The sequence below is a fragment of the Streptomyces sp. NPDC101490 genome, assembly GCF_044767145.1.
In the GTDB taxonomy this organism is placed as follows: Bacteria; Actinomycetota; Actinomycetes; order Streptomycetales; family Streptomycetaceae; genus Streptomyces.
Map to the genome: position 1 here is coordinate 136,850 of NZ_JBIWNI010000015.1, position 19,710 is coordinate 156,559.

The window sequence follows — 19,710 nt, forward strand, 5'->3', positions numbered from 1 at the left end:
GGCGGGGGGCGGGGGGGCGGGGGGGGGGGGGGGGGGGGTGGTGGGGGGGGGGGGGGGGGGCCCCCCCCCCCCCCCCCCCCCCCCACCGTGTTCCCCCCTTTTCCTTCCCCCTGCGCGATTCTGTCCGGAACACGCCGGAGTATCACCCGGACAGGCAGGCGTCCGGAGTGAAAGGGGGCGTGAAGAGGGGCGTGTTCGCCGCCGTGGTTCTTGGCGTGATCGGCGGCGACCTACCGTCGACGCCATGGGACGCGAGGACCTGGCGACGCTGGTGAGCATCTGCGATCCGGCGGGGCGGCCGCGCGGCGCCGGATTCCTCGCCGACCACCACGGAACGGTAGTCACCAGTCACGAAGCCGTCGAAGGACTCTGCCGCGTCCTGCTCCGCGCCCCCGGCGGCCGGAGCTGGCTCGCCGAGCCGGAGGCCGTCACCCGGCTGCCCGAGAGGGCCCTCGCCCTCGTCCGTACCCGGGGCCTCGACGTACGGCCCCTGCCGCTGGCCACCCGGGGCGGGATCGAACCCGGCACCTACGTACGGATCGCCGCCCACGGCTGGCGCGAGGCCCGTGTCCTCGGCCCCGCCGCCGTCACCTACGCCGCCGCCGACCGCTGCCACCCCCTCGGCGACGCCCTCGAACTCGCCATCGGCACCGACGGAGCCGAAGCCCTCAGGCCCGGCGGACAGGCCACCGGAGGCCCCGTCCTCGACACCGCCACCGGCACCGTCTTCGCCGTCCTCGGCACCGCCCTGCGCGGCGAGCGCCCGGCCGCCGGATACGCCGTACCGCTCCGCCCCGGCGGCGCGCTCACCGCCCTGCTCCGGCGCAACGCCGCCACCGTCCCCGCCTACGGCCCCGACCTCAACCTCGCCGCCGTCCTCGAACTCACCGCCACCTCCACCGGTCCCGCCCGCGACCCCGACCTCTGGCCCGAACCGGTCGAACGCGGCGACTGCGTCCGGGAGTTCGCCCGCTTCACCGCCGGGGACGTCCCCGTCCTCGCCCTCGTCGGCGCCCCCGGCACCGGCCGCACCACCGCCCTCGCCGCCCTCTGCGCCCGCCGCGCCCGGGGCGTCGCCCCCGCCCCCACCGTCCGGCTGCGCGGCGCCGACCTGCGCGCCGACGACCGCTCCCTCGCCGACGCCGTCGGCCGCGCCCTGCGGCAGGCCGGGCGGATCGTCACCGCCTCCGGGGCCACCGGGGACACCGGCACCGCCACCCCCGAGCGGGCCGCCGCCCTCGCCCGCGACGCGGGCCGCCCGCTCCTCGTCCTCCTCGACGGTCCCGAGGAGATGCCCCCGCTCCTCGCCCACCGGCTCGCCGACTGGACCTCGGCCACCGAGCACTGGCTCCGCGCCCACCGGGTCCACCTCGTCACCGCCTGCCGCCCCGAGCACTGGGAACAGGCCGGTGCCCTCTACACCCCCGGCGCGCTGCACCGCCCCGTGACCGGCCCCGGCGGAGGACTGCCCGCCGCCGTCGCCCTCGGGCCGTACTCCCCGTCCGAGGCGCGGGCCGTCCGCGAGGGGTACGGGCTCGCCGCGAGCGACCTCGCCGAGGCCGACGCGCACCACCCGCTCGCCCTCCGGCTGCTCGCGGAGGTCCGCGCGGCCCTGCCCGGGGAGGTGCCGGGACGGCCCGGCCGTGAGGAGATCTTCACCGCCCACCTGGACCTGATGTGCCTGCGGACCGCCGTCCGGATCGCCGCGGGCACCCGGCCCCTGCCCGGCGGCGCCGCCGTCCGCCGTCTCGCCGCGCGCGTCACCGGCCAGGTGCACGAGGCGGCCCGCCGCTGCCTCGGCCCCGGACACGGCGTCCTCGACCGCGCCTCCTTCGAGGAACTCTTCCCCTGGCGGGAGGGCTGGGCCCCGGCCGTCCTCACCGAAGGACTCCTCACCCCGGCGGGCACCGGTTACCGCTTCGCCCACGAGGAACTCGGCGACTGGCTCCAGGCCGCCCACCTGGACGTGGACGGCGCCCTGACCGCCCTCCTCCGCCCCCGCCCCCCGACGGGCCCCGCCGCGCCCACCGCCGGGGCCTCCTCCGGGGCTTCCTCCTCCGGTCCGGAGACACCCGCGTCCCCCACCGGAGCGGCGGAAGCCGTCGGAGCGGCGGGAGCGACTGGAGCGGTGAGGGCGGTGAGGGCGACTGGAGCGGCGAGGGCGACTGGCTCGGCCGGGTCCGGCGGATCGGAGGGGCCCGCCACGCCCCTGTCTCCCCATGGCCCGGGGCACCCCACCGGCCCTGCCGCCCCCGTGCCTCCCTTCCTCTCGGGAGAGGTTCCCCCCGGCCTCGCGGGGCCCGTCCTCGCGCCCTCCGGCCTCGGGGCGCCCGGGTCCGCGCCCGGGTCCGCAGCGGCACCGCCGGGGCCGTACCCCGGTCCGGTTGCTCCCGCTCCTGGGCCCCACTCCGGTCCCGGGGCTCCCGCCTCCGGGCCGCGTTCCGGTCCGGCAGCCCTCGCCCCCGGGCCGTACTCCCGTCCCGCAGCACCCGCCCACGGTCCCCACTCCGGTCCCCCCGGGGCCGCGCACCTGACCGGACCCGGCGGTTCGGTGCCTCACGTCGTCCCGGGTGCGGTCGGCCCCGGGACGACGTCCGGAGCGTCCGCCCACGGGACCCTCCCCGGGGCCGCGGAGTCCGTGTTCCCCGCCGGGGCCGGGCACTTCACCGTCCCCGGCGCTCCCGTGCCCCACGCCGCTCGGGGGACGGCCGCCCCCGGCGCGTCCGCCCACGGGGCGCTCTCCGGGGCCGCGGAGTCCGTGTTCCCCGCCGGGGCCGGGTACCTCCCCGCCCCCGGCGCTCCCGTGCCCGGCCTCGCCCCGGGGGCGTTCACCTCGGGCCTCGCTCCTGGCGCGCCCGGCTCCGGTTCCTCCGCCGGAGCCGGGCACTTCACCGGTACCGGTACCGGTCCCGCTGCTCCCGGGACACCCTCCGTTCCCCCCGGGGCCGGACCCCGGGGCCTCTCCGGTCCCTCCGCGCCGGGCGTGCCCGCCGTGTGCCGGTCCTTCGCCGACGCCGTCCCCGGCGTCCCCCGGCAGCGCACGCCCGCCGGGGCCGCCCCGCCGCCCGTGCCGCGCCATCGCATCGGACCGGTGCTCCAGGCCCTGCTGCTGCTCCACCGGCAGCACGGCCCCGAGGCCCTCGCGCCCCGGCTGACCGCCCTCGCCGACGCCCTGCACCGCTTCGCCGACGACGGGCCCACCACCGGGGACGGGCCCTGGTGGGCCGCGCGGCTGTTCGGGGAGGCCGTGCGCGCACTGCCGGACCCCCGCCCCTACCTGCCCGTGCTGCGTCTGCTCGCCGACCGGATCGGGGCACGGCCCGGCCGCCCCGCCGCGTACGCCCCCTTCGGGCCCGGCTTCTGGCTCGGTCTGCCCCTCGGCGAGGACGAACGCATCGATCTGCTGCGCCGTCTCGTCCCCGCCGACCCGCCGCCCGGCGGACCGGCGGAAGACGGCCCGTCGCCCGCCGCCGGACCCCGCGCGCTCGATGCCGTCGCCGGGCTGCTCGCCCGTGATCCGAGGGGCGTCCAGCCCCTCCTGTGCCGCTGGTTCGGCGACGCCCGGCCCCTGCCCGCCACCCCGCACGCGACCGTCGCCACCGCCGCGCAGGCCCTGCTGCACACGCATCGGGCGCTCGCCGCCGACGACCTGTGCGAGGCGCTCGTCGCCACCGCCCATCCGCTCGCCGAGGACCTGCTCGCCGCGCTCGCCGAGGACGAGCCCGGCGTCGTCTGCCGGGCCGTCGACCGCTGGGCCCACGACGACGGACGCCCCGAACGGCGCACCGCCGCCCTCACGTACGGACAGCTCGTCGTCGGGCACGCCACCACCCCCGCCGACCGGGAACTCCTCCGCTACGCGGCCCTCGCGCTGCTCGCCCGCCCCGCCGACCGGGCCCTGCACGGCCCCGCCCTCGGCCTCCTCGTCCGCGACCCGCTCACCCGTGCCCGCCACCTGCCCCGCGCCCTCACCGAACCCCGGGTGCCCGCGAGCGCCCTCGCCGCCGCGATGACGGCCGACCCCGGACCGGTGCTCGCCGCCTTCCGCATCCGGCTGAACGGCACCGGTGAGGCGCCCGCCGCCGCCCTGCGGGCCCTCGCCGAGGTCGAGGCGCCCGCCCTCGCCCGCCGCGCCGCCGCCCTCGTCCGCGACTACGCGGCCCGCCATCCCGAGGGCGCCGACCTCGTGGCCGCCTTCGTCGACCGGCGCCTCGAGGACGGCCCGGCGGCCAGGGCCGTGCTCTTCCCGCTGACCGTCGACCTCATCCGGAGCCGTCCCGCCGCCCGCCGCGCCCTCGCGCCGGTCCTCGCCGCCCCCGGCACCGGCGCCTCCCGCCATCTGCGGACCGAACTGCTCGACGTGCTCCTGGAGCACGAGCGGTACGGGACCGGCGGCGACACCGTCCTCGACGCCCTCCTGACCGCCGCCGCCGACCACGCCGGGCGGCGCAGCGGGCCCCGCACGCGGGAGCTCGTGCGGCGGGTCGGCGCGCTGTGGAGCCGTACCCCCGAGGGTGCCGGGCGGTTCGACCGGGCCCTCGCGGGTCTCGCGCGCGAGCGGCCCGGGTTCGCTGCCGCCCTGGCCGCCCCGGCGGACGACGGGCCGCCCGACGGAGTGCCGGAGCCGGTCCGGGAGGCCGGGCGCCCCGGCACTTCCATGCCGATGCGGACCGACGGCCGTGGACATGGCAGTCTTAGACCTGCGTAATCGGCGAACAGGCGGACGAGGAGCGGTCACAGTGCAGCGCTGGCGTGGCTTGGAGGACATCCCCCAGGACTGGGGGCGCAGCGTCGTCACCATCGGCTCCTACGACGGGGTGCACCGCGGGCACCAGCTGATCATCGGGCGGGCCGTCGAGCGCGCCCGGCAGCTCGGGGTCCCCGCCGTGGTGGTCACCTTCGACCCGCACCCCTCCGAGGTCGTACGGCCCGGCAGCCATCCGCCGCTGCTGGCCCCGCACCACCGGCGCGCGGAGCTGATGGCGGGCCTGGGCGTGGACGCGGTGCTCGTACTGCCGTTCACGGCCGACTTCTCCCAGCTGTCCCCCGCGGACTTCATCGTGAAGGTGCTCGTCGACAAGCTGCACGCGCGGGCCGTCATCGAGGGCCCCAACTTCCGCTTCGGACACCGGGCGGCGGGCAACGTGGCCTTCCTGTCCGAGCTGGGCGGCACCTACGACTACGAGGTCGAGGTCGTCGACCTGTACGTCAGCGGCGCGGCGGGCGGCGGCGACCCCTTCTCCTCCACCCTCACCCGCAGGCTGGTCGCCGAGGGCGACATGACCGGCGCGGCGGAGATCCTGGGCCGCCCGCACCGGGTCGAGGGCATCGTGGTCCGGGGCGCCCAGCGCGGGCGCGAGCTGGGCTTCCCGACGGCCAACGTCGAGACGCTGCCGCACACGGCGGTCCCGGCGGACGGCGTGTACGCGGGCTGGCTGACGGCGGCGGGGGAGCGGATGCCCGCGGCGATCTCGGTCGGCACGAACCCGCAGTTCAACGCCACGGAGCGGACCGTGGAGGCGTACGCGATCGACCGCGAGGGCCTGGACCTGTACGGGCTGCACGTGGCCGTCGACTTCCTCGCGTACGTCCGGGGCATGTCGAAGTTCGACACCCTGGACGATCTGCTCCAGGCCATGGCCGCCGATGTGAAGCGGTGCCGTGAGCTGACGGAGGAGTACGACCGGGAGCACCCCACCGCCTCCTGAGCCGCCGGACCGCCGGACCGCCGAGCCGCCGGACCGCGAGCCGCAGTCCGGGGGAGCGGGACAGCGGAATCCCGAGCGGGACCTCGGACTCCGTACGGGCTCCCGCGCGGGACCTCGGACTCCGTGCGGGCGCGCATCGTGCCCACGCGGCGGTGCGGCCCGTGTCCGAAGGGCACCTGTCCGGGCCCTCCCTGCCCGGGCCGAGACCGTGTGGACCGGGCGGGACCGCCGGGCCTCGGGCGGTGGCGGCGCAGCGGGTGCACACCGCCTCACCCGCCCGGATCAGCACCCCGTCGGCCTCGGCGTCCTCGTCGTTGATCCGGCCTGCCGTCGCGGACCGCGCGAGTGGTCCCGGCCTTCGGGTGTCGTGGCCGGTGAAGCACCCGGTCACCGGCTCGCGCGGCAGGGTCCCGGGCGCCGGGTGGAGCTGTCGCGCGCCCGGCGCGCGCAGAGAGGGCCCCGGGGCGCCACCGTGCCCCCGGCGCACGCCAGGAGGTCCGTTGTCACTTCGGGGCGCGTTCGTACCGTCGTCACTTCGGGGGACGCCCCGGAGACGTCCGGGGCGGGGTTCGGAGGGGTGCGGGGGCCAAGGGGCGGCCGTTCCCGGCGACGGCCGACCGCGACACGCAGGGCCTGGACAGCCCCCGGACGGAGTAGCGGACCCCTGTTCGACCCGTCACCCTCCGTGGATGAAGGTCGTACGCGCGGTTGCGGGGTTGCGATCATCGGGCGAGTCTTGCGGATGTTGACGCGAACCGTACGAAGGAGCGAGCGTCGTGGTGACTTTGTGCAAGCCCGCAGTGTCCGTGCCCGAGCACGTGATCACGATGGAGGAAACCCTCGACCTCGCCCGCTCACACCATGAGGGCCACCCCCAGTTGGCCCTGGCGCTCCGGCTGATCGGCAACACCGGCGTCAACCGGCGTCACCTCGTGCAGCCCATCGAGGAGACCCTCAAGCACCCCGGCTTCGAGGAGCGGAACAAGCGGTACGAGGCCGAGGCCAAGGCCCGGGTGCCCGCTGTCGCACGGGAGGCACTGGAGAACGCGTCCCTCCGTCCCGCCGACATCGACATGATCATTTACGTGTCCTGCACGGGCTTCATGATGCCCTCGCTGACCGCCTGGATGATCAACACCATGGGCTTCCCCAGCCACACCCGGCAGGTCCCCATCGCCCAGCTCGGCTGCGCCGCGGGCGGCGCGGCGATCAACCGCGCGCACGACTTCTGCACCGCCTACCCCGACGCGAACGTCCTCATCGTGGCCTGCGAGTTCTGCTCGCTCTGCTACCAGCCGACCGACCTCGGCGTGGGATCGCTGCTCTCCAACGGACTGTTCGGCGACGCGGTCGCCGCCGCCGTGGTGCGCGGCCGGGGCGGCACCGGCATCGCCCTGGAGCGCAACAGCTCGCACCTGGTGCCGGACACCGAGGACTGGATCGCCTACAGCGTCCGCGCCACCGGATTCCACTTCCTCCTCGACAAGCGGGTGCCCACCACCATGGAGCCGCTCGCCCCCGCCCTCCGCGAGATCGCGGGCGCCCACGGCTGGGACGCCGGGGACCTGGACTTCTACATCATCCACGCGGGCGGTCCGCGCATCCTCGACGACCTGAGCCGCTTCCTCGAAGTGCCCCCGGAGGCCTTCCGGTTCAGCCGCGCCACGCTCACCGAGTACGGCAACATCGCCAGCGCCGTCGTCCTGGACGCGGTCCGGCGGCTCTTCGAGGAGGGCGGGCAGGCCGAGGGCGCGCGGGGCATCCTCGCCGGGTTCGGGCCCGGCATCACCGCCGAGATGTGCCTCGGACGGTGGACGACCGCCCGGTCCTCTCCGGAGCCACAGCTCGGCACGCGCCGCATCGTGGGCTACTCGCCCCCGTTCCGCCCGGCCCGCACCTCCGCCTGACGGACGGGGCGGCCGGACGGCCCGACGGCCCGGCAGAAGGTACGGGGGCGGCCGGGACGGACAGGGCCGGGCGGGCGGAAGGACCGAGGGCCGGGCCGGACGGGCGGCGGCGGGCCGGGGCGCGTGTCCTCCCGGCCCCCCTCCGCCCCCGGGACCCGGCCCCCCTCCGGCCCCCGTCCCGTCCCGTCAGTCCGTCCCCGGGGGCTCCGCCGTCGCCCAGTGGCAGGCCACCGCGCGGCTCCCGCCGCCGGTCAGGACCGGCAGGTCCTCGCCCCGGCAGCGGTCCTCGACCGCCGCCGCCCGGCCCGAGGCGAGGACCTGGCAGCGGGCGTGGAAACGGCACCCGGACGGCACCCGGGACGGGTCCGGCGCCTCCCCGGTCAGCACCACCGGGGCGCCGCCGGACTCCGGGAGCACCGAGAGCAGCGCCTGGGTGTACGGGTGCCGGGGCCGGGTCAGTACGGACTCCACCGGGCCGGACTCCACCACCCGGCCCAGGTACATCACCGCCACCCGGTCCGCGATGTTCCACGCCAGCCCCAGATCGTGGGTCACCACGAGGGCGGCGAGCCCGAGTTCGTCCCGCAGCCGCAGCAGCAGCGCGAGGATCTCGCCGCGCACCGACGCGTCGAGGGAGGCCACCGGCTCGTCGGCGACGAGGAGTTCGGGCCCCAGGACCAGGGCGCCCGCGATGACGACCCGCTGCCGCTGCCCGCCGGACAGTTCGTGCGGGTAGCGCAGGAAGAACCGTTCCGGCGGACGCAGCCCGGCCCGCGCGAGGGCCCCGGCGACCGCCTCCCGCTCGTCGCCCCGGTACCCGTGGACGCGCAGCCCCTCCGCCACCGCGTCGTACACGGTGTGCCGGGGGTTCAGCGAGCCGCTGGGATCCTGGAGGACCAGCTGCGCCCGCTTGCGGTACGCCTTGAGGGCCGCGGCGGACCGGCCGAGCGGCCGCCCGTCGAAGGAGACCGTCCCGGCGGTCGGCCGGACGAGCCCGAGCAGCGACCGGGCCAGGGTCGTCTTGCCGCAGCCCGACTCCCCGACGAGGGCCACGATCTCGCCCGCGCCGATGTCGAGGTCCACCCCGTCCACCGCGCGGGCGGGCGCCGCGCCGTGCCGTCCGGGGAAGGCGACGCGCAGCCCGCGCGCCGAGAGCAGCGGACGGTCACCCGTGGCCGTGGTCATGCGGTGCTCCCCACGTGGACACAGGCGGCCAGGTGCCCGGCGCCCGCCTCCCGCAGTTCCTGGTCGTCCCCGCAGGGGTCCACCGCCACCGGGCAGCGCGGGCGGAAGGCGCAGCCCGGCGGCAGGTCCGCCGGGTCCGGCGGGTCGCCCGGCAGACCGCGCGGCGCCCGCCGGGAGGCGGGGTCCCCGACGCGCGGGAACGCCGAGGACAGCGCCCGCCCGTAGGGGTGCTCGGAGGCTTCGTACACCGCCCGCGCGGGTCCCTCCTCGACGACCCGGCCCGCGTACATCACGGCGAGCCGGTCGCAGGTGTCGGCGAGGACCGCCAGGTCGTGGCTGATCATCAGGAGGCTGATGGACTGCTCGGCGACGAGCCCTTCGATCAGGCGCAGGATCTGGGCCTGGATCATCACGTCGAGCGCGGTCGTCGGCTCGTCGGCGACGATCAGCCGGGGATCGCAGGCCAGGGCCATCGCGATCATCACCCGCTGCCGCTGTCCGCCGGAGAGCTCGTGCGGGTAGGCGGCGGCGCGGGCGGCGGGCAGCCCGACCTGTTCGAGGAGCTCGCCGCCGCGGCGGCGGGCCGCCGCCGGAGTGGCCCGGCCGTGCACGAGGAGCGGTTCGGCGATCTGGTCCCCGATCCGGTGCACCGCGTTCAGCGAGTGCATCGCGCCCTGGAAGACGATCGACGCGCCCGCCCAGCGGACCGCCCGCAGCCGCCCCCACGACATGGTGAGGACGTCGTCGCCGTCGAGTAGGACGCTCCCCGAGATCCGGGCCGAGGCCGGGAGGAGCCGCAGCAGCGCCAGCGCGAGGGTGGACTTGCCGCAGCCGGACTCGCCCGCGACCCCCAGGGAGCTGCCGGTCCCCAGGGCCAGGTCGACCCCGCGCACGGCGGGCACGGCGCCCGCGCCCGTCCCGTAGGTCACGCGCAGGTCCCGTACTTCCAGGAAGCTCATCGCCCCACCCCCAGCTTCGGGTTGAGCACGGACTCGACGGCCCGGCCGCACAGCGTGAACGCGAGCGCGACCAGGGCGATGGCGATGCCGGGCGGAGCCAGGTACCACCAGTGCCCCGAGGAGACCGCGCCCGCCTCGCGGGCGTCCTGGAGCATCCCGCCCCAGGAGACGACCGTCGGGTCGCCGAGCCCGAGGAAGGCGAGGGTGGCCTCGGTGAGGATGGCGGCGGAGATGCCGAGGGTGGTCTGGGCGAGCACCAGGGGCATCACGTTCGGCAGCACGTGCCGGGTCATGACGTGCCGGTGGCCGCCGCCCAGCGCGGTCGCCCGCTCGATGTACGGGCGGGACTCCACCGCGATCGTCTGCGCCCGGACCAGGCGTGCGGTGGTCGGCCAGGACGTCACGCCGATGGCCAGGACCACCGTCCACACCGACCGGGACATGACGGTGGCCAGGACGATCGCCAGGACCAGCGTCGGCATCACCAGGAACCAGTCGGTGATCCGCATGACGAGCGTCGAGAACCAGCCGCCGTAGTGCCCGGCGACGATCCCCACCACGGTCCCGATGGCGACGGAGAGGGCCGCCGCGAGCAGCCCGACGAGGAGCGAGATCCGGGCCCCCCAGACCAGCAGGCCGAGCAGTGAGCGCCCGAACTGGTCCGTGCCGAGCGGGAACCGGGCGCTGGGCGGTTCCAGGGCGGTGCCGGTGGCCCCGGTCACCGACTGGACGTCGGCGCCGGCCAGCAGGGGGGCGAAGAGCGCGAGCAGGGCGAGCAGGGCCAGGGCGGCGAGCCCGTACAGCCCGGCGCGGTGGGCGCGGTAGCCGCGCCAGAAGCGGACGGCGCTCTCCCGGCGGCGGCGCCGGGTCAGCGAGGTCATCGGCCCACCCGGGGGTCGAGCAGCGGGAGGAGCAGGTCGGCGATCAGGTTCATCAGGATCATCGCTCCGGCGAAGACCACGAAGAGCCCCTGGACCAGCGGCAGGTCGGGCACGCTGAGGGCCTGGTAGAAGAGCCCGCCGAGCCCCGGCCAGGAGAACACCGTCTCCACCAGGATCGACCCGGCCGCCACATGGCCGAGGTTGATGAAGACCATGGTGACGGTCGGCAGGAGCGCGTTGGGCACGGCGTGCCTGCGGCGCACGTCGTCGTCGCGCAGCCCCTTGGCCCGCGCGGTCGTCAGATAGTCCCCGCCCATCTCGTCGAGGAGCGAGGACCGCATCACGAGCAGCGTCTGCGCGTAGCCGACCGCGACCAGCGTGACGACGGGCAGGACGAGGTGGTGGGCGACGTCGAGGACGTACGCGAAGCCGGTCTCGCCGGTGCCCGACTCCATGCCGCCGGTGGGGAACAGCCCCGGGACCGGGCCCGCGCCGACGGAGAACACGATGATCAGGAGCAGTCCGAGCCAGAAGGAGGGCACCGACCAGAGGGTCAGCGCGATCCCGGTGTTCAGCCGGTCGCCGAGCCTGCCGTGCCGCCAGGCCGAACGGGTGCCGAGCCAGAGCCCCAGCGCCGAGTACAGCACCACCGCGACCCCGGTGAGCAGCAGGGTCGCGGGCAGTTTCGCCGCGATCAGCTCCCCGACGGGGGCGCGGAACTGGAAGGAGGTGCCGAGGTCACCGCCCAGCGCCTTGGCGCAGTAGTCGGCGAACTGCTGCCACAGCGGCAGATCGAGCCCGAACTGACGCCTCAGCGTGGCGAGTTGCTCGGCAGAGGTGGGGACGCCGTGGGTCATCGCCCGGACCGGGTCGCCCGGGATGATCCGGAACAGGAAGAAGCTGGTGACGAGCACGGCGAAGAGGGAGACGAGCGCGCCGCCCAGCTTCCCCGCCGCGTGGCGGAGATAGCCGGTGGCCGCACCGGTGAGGGGGGCGCCGTCCGTGGCGCGGGCCTTCTCGGCCCGTGCCACGTCGGCGGGGGTGTCTGCCGTCGTCACCGGCTACTCGCGGTCGTCGGCGGAGGCGCGGCGGCGCAGCCTGAGGAGGATCACGGCGGCGGGCACGCCGACGAGCAGGGCGATCCCGGTCCCGAGCACGGCCCCGGAGACGCCTCCCGAGCCGGCGGAGCCGGACGCGGACGCGGCGGGCACGGCGGACCACCAGCTCCAGTAGCCGTCCTGCCCCCACAGGTTCCCCGCGGCCTCCGGCATGGTCGTGATGGACGCGATCCGGTCCGTGCGGTACGCCTCCAGGGCGTTCGGATAGGCCATGACGTTCATGTACCCCGTGTCGTACAGCCGGGACTGCATCCGCTTCACCAGATCCGCCCGCTCGGCGGTGTCGTACTCGGCCGACTGCCGCGCGTAGAGCCCGTCGAACTCCTTGTCGCAGATGAAGTTGTCGGTGGCGCCGGAGTCCTTCGGGGTCCTCGGGAGGGCGCCGCAGGTGTGGATGGACAGGACGTAGTCGGGGTCGGGATTGACCGACCAGCCGTCGAAGGCGAGGTCGTAGTCGCCCTTGGCCCAGGGGTCGGAGACGCTGTCCAGGCACTCGACCTCCAGGCCGATGCCCAGCTCGCCCCACCACTCCTGGAGGTACTTGCCGACCGCCTTGTCGTTCGGGTCGGTGGCGTGACAGAGGATGCGGAAGTCCAGCGGCCGTCCGTCCTTGCCCGTCCGTCTGCCGTCGGCGTTCTTCCGGTATCCGGCGGCGTCGAGGACCCGCGCCGCGGCGGCGGGGTCGTACGCCCGTCTCTGCGCGCCCCGCGGTTTCCAGAAGTACGAGGTGAAGCGGGGCGGGATGTAGCCCTCGCCCTCGACGGCGTGCCCCTGGAAGACCTTGTCGACGAGGGTCGTCCGGTCGACCGCGAGGAACAGTGCCCTGCGGACCTCCGGGTCGAGCAGCGCCTTGTGCCCGTTGCCGAAGGTGCCGCCGTCCTGCGCCCGCGCGCCCGGGTTGGTGGCGAGGGCGTAGAAGCGGCGGCCGGGGGCGTCGTTGACCCTGATGTTCTTCTGCGTGGACAGCGCGGCGGCCTGGGCGGGCGTCAGGTTCGGTACGAACGACACCTCGCCCTTCTGGAGGGCGGCGACGGCCGCGTCCCCGTCCTTGTAGTACTTGAAGACCAGTTCGTCGAACTTGGGCGCACCCCGCCAGAAGGTCTTGTTCGGCTTGAGCTTGATGTACTGGTCGACCTTGAAGTCCGTGATGACGAACGGTCCGTTGCCCACGATCGGGAACTGCTGGTCGTTGTTGAACTTCGAGAAGTCGCCGACCTTCTCCCAGACGTGCTTGGGCACGATCGGCACGTCGAGCGCGGTCATCGTCGCCTGCGGCTTCTTCAGCCGGATGACCAGGGTGCGCGGGTCGGGGGCGGTGACCCGGGCGAAGTTGGCGGTGAAGCTGCCGTTGGCGGTGGCCGCGTCCGGGTCCGTCATCATCCTGGTGAAGGTCCAGGCCGCGTCCTCGGCGGTGGCCTGCCGGCCGTCGGACCACCGGGAGTCGTCGCGGATCGTGTACGTCCACGTCAGCTTGTCCGCCGAGGAGGTCCACGCGGTCGCCAGACCCGGGACCGGGCGGGCGTCCTTCACGTCGTAGTTGGTGAGGTACTCGTAGGCCAGCCGCTGGATGCTGGTCGAGGTGAGCTTCTGCGCCAGGAACGGGCTCAGCGAGTCGATGCTCTGGGAGACGGCGACGGTGAGCGTGGTGCCGCCGGACCTGTCGTCCCCCGCCGCGACACCGGCTGCGGCACCGGGGGCGGCGGCTCCCAGCGAGACGGCGGTGAGTCCGCAGGCGAGCAGCGGACGGACGGCTCGGCGGGCGGCTCGGCGGGTGGTGGGGGAGGGGCGGGATGGAGCCTTCGTGACCATGACCATGTGACGTGACCTCGCGTAGGGGTGCTGTCCGGATCCTGGGCTGACGTGGGGTGGAGCGAAGGTGTACCAGCGGTGGTCTGCCGTCGTCAGCGATCCCTCAAACCCCTTGTGGGCTGCGGGAACGGCCAGAGGCCCCGTACCGGGGTGCCGGTACGGGGCCTCATTGGTCTACTCCTGTGCCGCCTTACTGATGAGGGGCCGGCGGTGCCTGCGGAGGCCCCTGCGGGGTCCACCCGGGCGGCGCGACCTGCGCCTCGTCACCCTGGGCGTCGGACTGCGGGGGCAGCGGCTGCGGGAAACCCCCCGGCGCGCCGGGCTGCCCCGGGGGCGTCCCGTACGGCTGTCCGGGCGCGGGCGGTCCGCCGTACGGCTGCCCCGGTACGGGCTGGCCGGGCTGTACGTGCTGTCCCGGCGGGAACGGACCCGGCGGCGGCTGCTGCCCGGGGACGTGCTGACCGGGGGCCGCCCCGTACGGCTGACCGGGCGCGGGCTGCCCGGCGTACGGCTGCCCCGGGACCGGCAGGCCGTGCTGTCCCGGCAGCGGGCCGGGGGGCTGGGGCGGATACGGCTGACCGGGCGTGGGCTGTCCGGGGAAGGCATGGCCGGGCGCGGGCTGGGCTCCGTAGGGCTGACCGGGCGCCGGTGGTCCGGGGTAGGGCTGGCCGGGCTGTCCCGGCGGGAACTGCCCCGGGACCGGCTGCTGTCCGGGGAAGGGCTGGCCCGGGGGCGTCCCGTACGGCTGACCGGGGGCGGGCTGGGCGCCGTACGGGGCACCCTGCGCCGGGGGTCCGCCGTACGGCTGCCCCGGGACCGGCTGCCCCGGGACCGGCTGGCCCGGGACCGGCTGGCCCGGCATCGGCGGGGCCATGTGCGGGGGCATCGCGCCCTGGCCGTCGCCCGTCCACAGTCCCTGCGCCTGCTGCGCGCGGACGAAGTCCTCGGCCACCATCGCCGACAGGTGGAAGTACGCCTCCCGGGTCTTCGGCCGCATCATGTCGAGGTCCACCTCGGCACCGGCCGACAGGTGTTCGTCGAAGGGCACGACCACGACGCCCCGGCAGCGGGTCTCGAAGTGCTGCACGATGTCCTCGACCTTGATCATCTTTCCGGTCTCACGGACCCCGGAGATGACCGTGATCGAGCGCTGCACCAGGTTCGCGTAGCCGTGCGCGGAGAGCCAGTCCAGCGTCGTCGAGGCGCTGGAGGCCCCGTCCACCGAGGGCGTCGAGATGATGATCAGCTGATCGGCGAGGTCGAGCACTCCGCGCATCGCGCTGTACAGCAGACCGGTGCCCGAGTCCGTGAGGATGATCGGGTACTGCTTGCCCAGGACGTCTATCGCCCGCCGGTAGTCCTCGTCGTTGAAGGTCGTCGAGACGGCCGGGTCCACGTCGTTGGCGAGGATCTCCAGACCGGACGGCGCCTGCGAGGTGAACCGGCGGATGTCCATGTACGAGTGGAGGTACGGGATCGCCTGCACCAGGTCGCGGATGGTCGCCCCGGTCTCGCGCCGCACCCGGCGGCCCAGCGTGCCCGCGTCCGGGTTGGCGTCGATCGCGAGGATCTTGTCCTGTCGCTCGGTCGCCAGGGTCGCGCCCAGCGCCGTGGTCGTCGTGGTCTTGCCGACACCGCCCTTGAGCGAGATGACCGCGATCCGGTAGCAGGAGAGGACCGGTGTACGGATCAGCTCCAGCTTGCGCTGCCGCTCCGCCTCCTCCTTCCGGCCGCCGAGCTTGAATCGCGCGGAGCCGCCGGGCGTCCGGCTCGACCGGGGCTTCTGCTTGTTGTTCCGCAGCAGCCGGTCGGAGGAGAGCTCCACCGCCGCGTTGTACCCGAGCGGGGCGCCCGGCACGGACCGCTCCCGCTGGTCGTGCGTCACGGGCGAGGGCCAGGCGGCCCCGGTCCTGGGGTCGACGGGCGGCCGCTCCTCCTGCGGGGGCGCGGCGGCGGGATGCGGATAGCCGTACCCGCCCGGCGCCTGCGGCGGCACGGCCCCGGGCTGCTGCGGGTACCCGTACCCGTCGGGCTGCGGCGGGATCCCGGGAGGGGGGAAGCCGTGACCGCCCTGGGGCGCGGGCGGCTGAGGGGCCTGCGGGGCCTGCGGGGCCTGCGGCGGCTGGGGGTAGCCGTAGGCGCCCGGTGCCTGCGGATAGCCGTACGCCCCGGGGGGCTGGGGCGGTGCCTGCGGCGGTACGGGGCCGGGCGCGACGGGCGGCAGCGGCACGGCCGGGAGCACGGCCGGGGGCACCTGCTGTGCCCCGGGCGCGGGCTGCGCGGGCCACTGCGGGGCGGGACCCGGCGCGGCGGGCTGGAAGGCGGGCGGCAGCGGCGGCAGCCCCGCCCCGGCCCCCGGTCCGGCGGGGGCGAACGGGGGCTGTGCGGCGCCGGGGAACGGTCCGGGCGCGGGCGGCGGGGAGGCCTCGGCCCCCGGAAAGGGCGCGGGAGGAACCAGCGGGGCGGCGGGACCGGCGGGGTCGGTCGTCCCGGCCGGGGGAACGGCATCGGTGACCGGGACCGGGACCGGGACCGGGACCGCGTCCGGCGCGGTGGCGGGAGCTCCGTCCGCCGGGACGTCGGCGGACGGCTGCGGCAGGGCGTCCGGTACGTCCCGTACGTCCTCCGGCACCGCGTCGGGCGAGGTGTCGGCGGTGGTGTCCGGCGCCCGGACGAGCGCCGGGGCGTCGGCGCTCTCGGCGTCCCCGACGGCTTCGGTGGTGTCCGTGACGGCCTCGGCGCGGTCGCCGTGCTCCGTGGAGCCGGCCGTCGGGTCGGTGTCCGGACGTTCTCCCGTCGTCACGGCCGAGACGGGGGCGCCCGAGGGGTGCGGTTCTCCGGAGGCCACCGGCGCGGAGCCAGCGGAGTCGTGCTCCCCGGTCCGTCCGGCGGCCTCGGGCGCGGGGGAGGCCGGGGCGTCCTCGGGGGCCTCGGGAGCCACCGCACCGGCGGAGGCACCGGCCGTGCGGTCGGTGACCTCACGCTGGAGCGAGACGGGGGAGAAACGCATGGTCGCACCGCTCTCGATGTCCCCGCCCCCGAACGGCACGGACGCCCCCGGCAGCGGCGTGGGCGGCGGGAAGACCATGGGCGCGGTCGCGCCAGCCGCGCCACCCGCACCGGGTGTCCCGGGTGCGCCCGGTGTGGGCACCCCGGCGGACGGCGTCGGCGGTGTCGTGGGAACCCCGGGCCCGCTGGGGGCCGGGGAAGCGCCAGGGGCGCCCGGCACGGCGGCGGCACCAGGCACGGCAGAGGCACCAGGCGCACCAGAAGTCCCGGGCGCACCAGAGAAACCAGGAGTCACAGGAGGCACAGCAGTCGGCGCCTGGGCCCCAGAAGCCACCGGGCCACCAGAAATCCCAGGAGTCACAGGAACCTCATGACCACCCGGAACCCCCGGCACCACAGGAGGAACCGCAGACACCGGCTCACCCGGTGCGCCGAAAGGCACCGGTGCTCCCGGTCCGGGCGCCCCGCCCGGCTGCGGGGCCACCGACGGCAGCCCCGTACCGGCCGGAGGAGCCGGGGGCGCCACCGGGCCCGTGCTCCAGCCCGGTTCGAAGCCGCTGCCCGCCGGGAGGCCCGGCACCGGTACGGGCGTCCCGTGCGGCGGCGGGGGAGTGACACCGCTGCCCGCTCCCGTACCGCCCGACGCGTTCTGCGTGTACCAGGCGGGCGGGGTGTAGTCGATGGTGAACTCACCCGTCATCTCGGCGGAATCCGCGTCGGACTGATCGTCGGCGGGCGGATTCCAACCCCCCTGGATCTCGTCGCGATCGCCGTTCACTTTGCCTCCTGGAGTGGTCGAGCACCCTTGTGCCGTGGTGGGCCGGGCCCGTCCAGCCTAATCGGCGCGGGCAACCCCGGGCAGGCCCGACGAGCCCTCCGCGCGGCACGTCCGGGAGCGTGGCCGGACCCCCAAGTGCCCTGCCCGTACGGCAGGGTGAGAGGGGCGACCGTTCAAAACAATTCAAAAGGGGACGTACGCGGGCGACTTGGCCGCGCTCAGTCCATCCGGCGCGCGGCGCCCAGCAACCCGGTCTCGGCATCCGTCGCCCGGGTCATCACGAACTGGCGGTCGTCCGGGGTGCACCAGAGGGTGACCCCGTCCGCGAGCGTGGACAGGGCGTCCCGCTCGTGGTGCGGCAGACCCATCACCCGGCCGATCTGGACGGCCTCGTCGGGCGACACCCGCTGGACGCCGACCAGCGACGACTTCTCCAGGAGCCGGGGCGCGACGGGGCTCAGATAGGGGAGCAGCGTCACGACCGACTGCCAGGGCGCCGAGACGACCCGACCGCGCGGCGGCCGCATACCGCAGTCGCGGACCACGACCACCGGGCTGCCCGCCGACGCGCCCTGCGGCGGCACCCGCCCCACGTCGTGCAGCGTGATGCACGGCTGTCCGCCGCCCGCGGCCCGCGCCAGCGCGGTCCAGGACTGCGCACGGCCCGTCTCGACGGCCACCCGGGCGCCGGTCGCCGCCGCCCGCAGCGCCATCACCTGCGCGGTCCACAGCCCGCCGATGAGGGTGACGTCGTACGGGACGGGCCGGTTGATGCCGAGCACGGCGGGCCGGTTCTCGGCGTCGACACCGATGACCATGCCGTCGTCGCCGACCGGCAGGGCCAGCGCGTCGAGCTGGTCGAGCGGGACGGAGTGCCGGTCGCGGCGCGGCCCGACGAGCCCGAAGCCGAACCGGGGCCGGGCGCCCCGCCCCGGGCGCCGGGCGCCGGACCCGCGGCCGGTGGGCCCGTCTGCCGCGGCGGGCCCGTCCGGGGAACCGTAAGGCGGGAGGGGAGTGGACATCAGCGGGCACCTCCCAGCGGAAGCGTCGCCAGCATCCCCGGCACCTGCTCGCGGTCCAGCCGCACGAGCCCCGTCCTCACCCCGCGCGCCGCGCGCTCCAGTTCGTGCCGGGCGGTCACCAGCTCCTCGTCGCTGCGCCCGGTGATCCGTACGTGCCCGGTCACCGTGACCTCCTGCCGGTCACCGCCGCTCAGCGTCAGACTGAACGTCGTCGCGAGCGCGGGCAGCGAAGTCAGCAGGGCCACCAGCTGAGGCATCGACGCCCCCGCGCCCCCGCCCCGGCCGCCCAACTGCGGCCAGCGCCCCACCCAGTACGTCGTGTGCCGCCGGTCGTCCACCCGCCAGGTGCGGGCCGTCTCCTGCGTCCGCCGGGTCCGGGCCCGGCCCCGGCCCGCCTGCGCTATCGCCATCGGGCTCGCACAGGTCGAGGTGGCGAGCGCCGAGGTCAGCTCCTGCTCGGTCAGCACGCTCGCGGTGAACCCGGCCCCCGCCAGACGGCTCGCCAGCTGGTCCGCCGCGCGCACCACGCACTTCTGCGCCCCCGGCAGACCGCCGCCGCGCGCGGCCACCGCCTCCGGGCACAGCTCGGGGTCGAGCTTGAGCGCGATCCAGGTGATCCGGACCGCGGGCGACCCCGTCAGCGCCTGGAGCGGCCCGTAGTTGCGGGCGGCCATCGACTGCTCGGGCAGGTGCGGGGCGGGCGCGGGCTGGGTGTGCTGCACGATCTGCGCCGACTCCAGCCGGACGCCGTCCACGCTCAGCACGTCACGGACCAGCCCCACGGGCAGCGGCCGGGCCGCCCGGTCGGGGCGCAGCGCGGTGCCGTCCGACTCGACCCGCAGCACGGCGGTGAGGAAGGTGCCGTCGCCGACCATGCCGACCGGCCGCCGGTCACGGTCGCTGTACGCGTAGGTCCGCAGCGCCGGATCGCACTCCACGACCGGGGCGAACCCCGGCTCCGTGCCCTCCGGCACGGTGAAGGAGGAGGCCCGGCGGCCCCGGGCCCGCAGCGTCAGGAAGGTTCCCAGCCACTCGGGCAGGGAACGCCGGTGGCGGCGGACGACCGCCAGCAGGACGAGCACGACGGCGACCGCGCCCGCGGGCACCAGCAGCACCGGCTCGACGACCCAGGCGACGAGCAGCAGCGCCGCCGCCACCTCTATCAGTACGAGTTGTTGCAATCGGAACGAACCGAAGTGTCCGGGACGGGCCTGGAGTCTCGGTGACACCGAGGAGCCGGGTCCCGTGGCCGGGGGTGCGGAGGCGGTGGCCGCGGCGGGCCGCGTCCGCGTCGCGGAAACCATGATGGAGAATCCCCCTCAATTCATCCCGAT

The 19,710-nt window shown here is 75.9% G+C and carries 11 protein-coding genes; 3 read left to right on the plus strand and 8 right to left on the minus strand.

Going from position 1 to position 19,710, the window contains the following annotated elements; all coding sequences use genetic code 11:
• The first annotated feature begins 244 nt into the window (after nt 1–244).
• The 3 genes from ACIRQY_RS24680 (at nt 245) to ACIRQY_RS24690 (ending at nt 7,615) form a co-directional block, all read left to right on the plus strand.
• Nucleotides 245–4,708 (plus strand): serine protease, encoded by a 4,464-nt coding sequence (locus ACIRQY_RS24680; protein WP_403929266.1) that lies wholly within the window; start codon nt 245–247, stop codon nt 4,706–4,708.
• A gap of 31 nt (nt 4,709–4,739) precedes the next feature.
• A complete protein-coding gene (locus tag ACIRQY_RS24685; RefSeq protein WP_351795758.1) occupies nt 4,740–5,708 on the plus strand; it encodes a bifunctional riboflavin kinase/FAD synthetase in 969 nt (322 codons plus the stop codon).
• 776 nt (nt 5,709–6,484) lie between these two features.
• On the plus strand, nt 6,485–7,615 hold the full coding sequence (locus tag ACIRQY_RS24690) for a type III polyketide synthase (RefSeq protein WP_351795761.1): 1,131 nt from the start codon (nt 6,485–6,487) through the stop codon (nt 7,613–7,615).
• A gap of 186 nt (nt 7,616–7,801) precedes the next feature.
• Here the strand turns inward: ACIRQY_RS24690 and ACIRQY_RS24695 are convergent, their stop codons facing one another.
• From ACIRQY_RS24695 to eccE, 8 genes are all read right to left on the minus strand, one after another.
• A complete protein-coding gene (locus ACIRQY_RS24695; RefSeq protein ID WP_403929269.1) occupies nt 7,802–8,800 on the minus strand; it encodes an ABC transporter ATP-binding protein in 999 nt (332 codons plus the stop codon).
• Entirely contained in the window at nt 8,797–9,759 is a 963-nt protein-coding gene (locus tag ACIRQY_RS24700) for an ABC transporter ATP-binding protein (protein WP_403929272.1), read from the minus strand. Before ACIRQY_RS24700 ends, ACIRQY_RS24695 begins: the two co-directional genes overlap by 4 nt.
• Nucleotides 9,756–10,640 (minus strand): ABC transporter permease, encoded by an 885-nt coding sequence (locus tag ACIRQY_RS24705; RefSeq protein WP_403929275.1) that lies wholly within the window; start codon nt 10,638–10,640, stop codon nt 9,756–9,758. Before ACIRQY_RS24705 ends, ACIRQY_RS24700 begins: the two co-directional genes overlap by 4 nt.
• Nucleotides 10,637–11,698, minus strand: a complete 1,062-nt coding sequence (locus tag ACIRQY_RS24710; RefSeq protein WP_403929278.1) for an ABC transporter permease — start codon at nt 11,696–11,698, stop codon at nt 10,637–10,639. Before ACIRQY_RS24710 ends, ACIRQY_RS24705 begins: the two co-directional genes overlap by 4 nt.
• A 3-nt stretch (nt 11,699–11,701) precedes the next feature.
• Nucleotides 11,702–13,567 (minus strand): ABC transporter substrate-binding protein, encoded by a 1,866-nt coding sequence (locus ACIRQY_RS24715; protein ID WP_403929335.1) that lies wholly within the window; start codon nt 13,565–13,567, stop codon nt 11,702–11,704.
• A gap of 190 nt (nt 13,568–13,757) precedes the next feature.
• The gene (locus ACIRQY_RS24720; protein ID WP_403929281.1) at nt 13,758–17,354 is read right to left on the minus strand and encodes an SCO5717 family growth-regulating ATPase; all 3,597 of its coding nucleotides are present in this window, start codon (nt 17,352–17,354) and stop codon (nt 13,758–13,760) included.
• A gap of 218 nt (nt 17,355–17,572) precedes the next feature.
• A complete protein-coding gene (locus ACIRQY_RS24725; RefSeq protein ID WP_403929284.1) occupies nt 17,573–18,376 on the minus strand; it encodes a hypothetical protein in 804 nt (267 codons plus the stop codon).
• On the minus strand, nt 18,376–19,680 hold the full coding sequence (gene eccE, locus ACIRQY_RS24730; RefSeq protein WP_403929287.1) for a type VII secretion protein EccE: 1,305 nt from the start codon (nt 19,678–19,680) through the stop codon (nt 18,376–18,378). The genes ACIRQY_RS24725 and eccE overlap by 1 nt, the downstream gene beginning before the upstream one ends.
• Between the last annotated feature and the right edge of the window lie 30 nt (nt 19,681–19,710).

Coding starts and splice junctions, on each gene's coding strand:
- ACIRQY_RS24680 (WP_403929266.1), top strand. CDS start 245: ATGGGACGCGAGGACCTGGCGACGCTGGTGAGCATCTGCGATCCGGCG.
- ACIRQY_RS24695 (WP_403929269.1), bottom strand. CDS start 8,800: ATGACCACGGCCACGGGTGACCGTCCGCTGCTCTCGGCGCGCGGGCTG.
- ACIRQY_RS24700 (WP_403929272.1), bottom strand. CDS start 9,759: ATGAGCTTCCTGGAAGTACGGGACCTGCGCGTGACCTACGGGACGGGC.
- ACIRQY_RS24705 (WP_403929275.1), bottom strand. CDS start 10,640: ATGACCTCGCTGACCCGGCGCCGCCGCCGGGAGAGCGCCGTCCGCTTC.
- ACIRQY_RS24715 (WP_403929335.1), bottom strand. CDS start 13,567: ATGGTCACGAAGGCTCCATCCCGCCCCTCCCCCACCACCCGCCGAGCC.
- ACIRQY_RS24725 (WP_403929284.1), bottom strand. CDS start 18,376: ATGTCCACTCCCCTCCCGCCTTACGGTTCCCCGGACGGGCCCGCCGCG.
- eccE (WP_403929287.1), bottom strand. CDS start 19,680: ATGGTTTCCGCGACGCGGACGCGGCCCGCCGCGGCCACCGCCTCCGCA.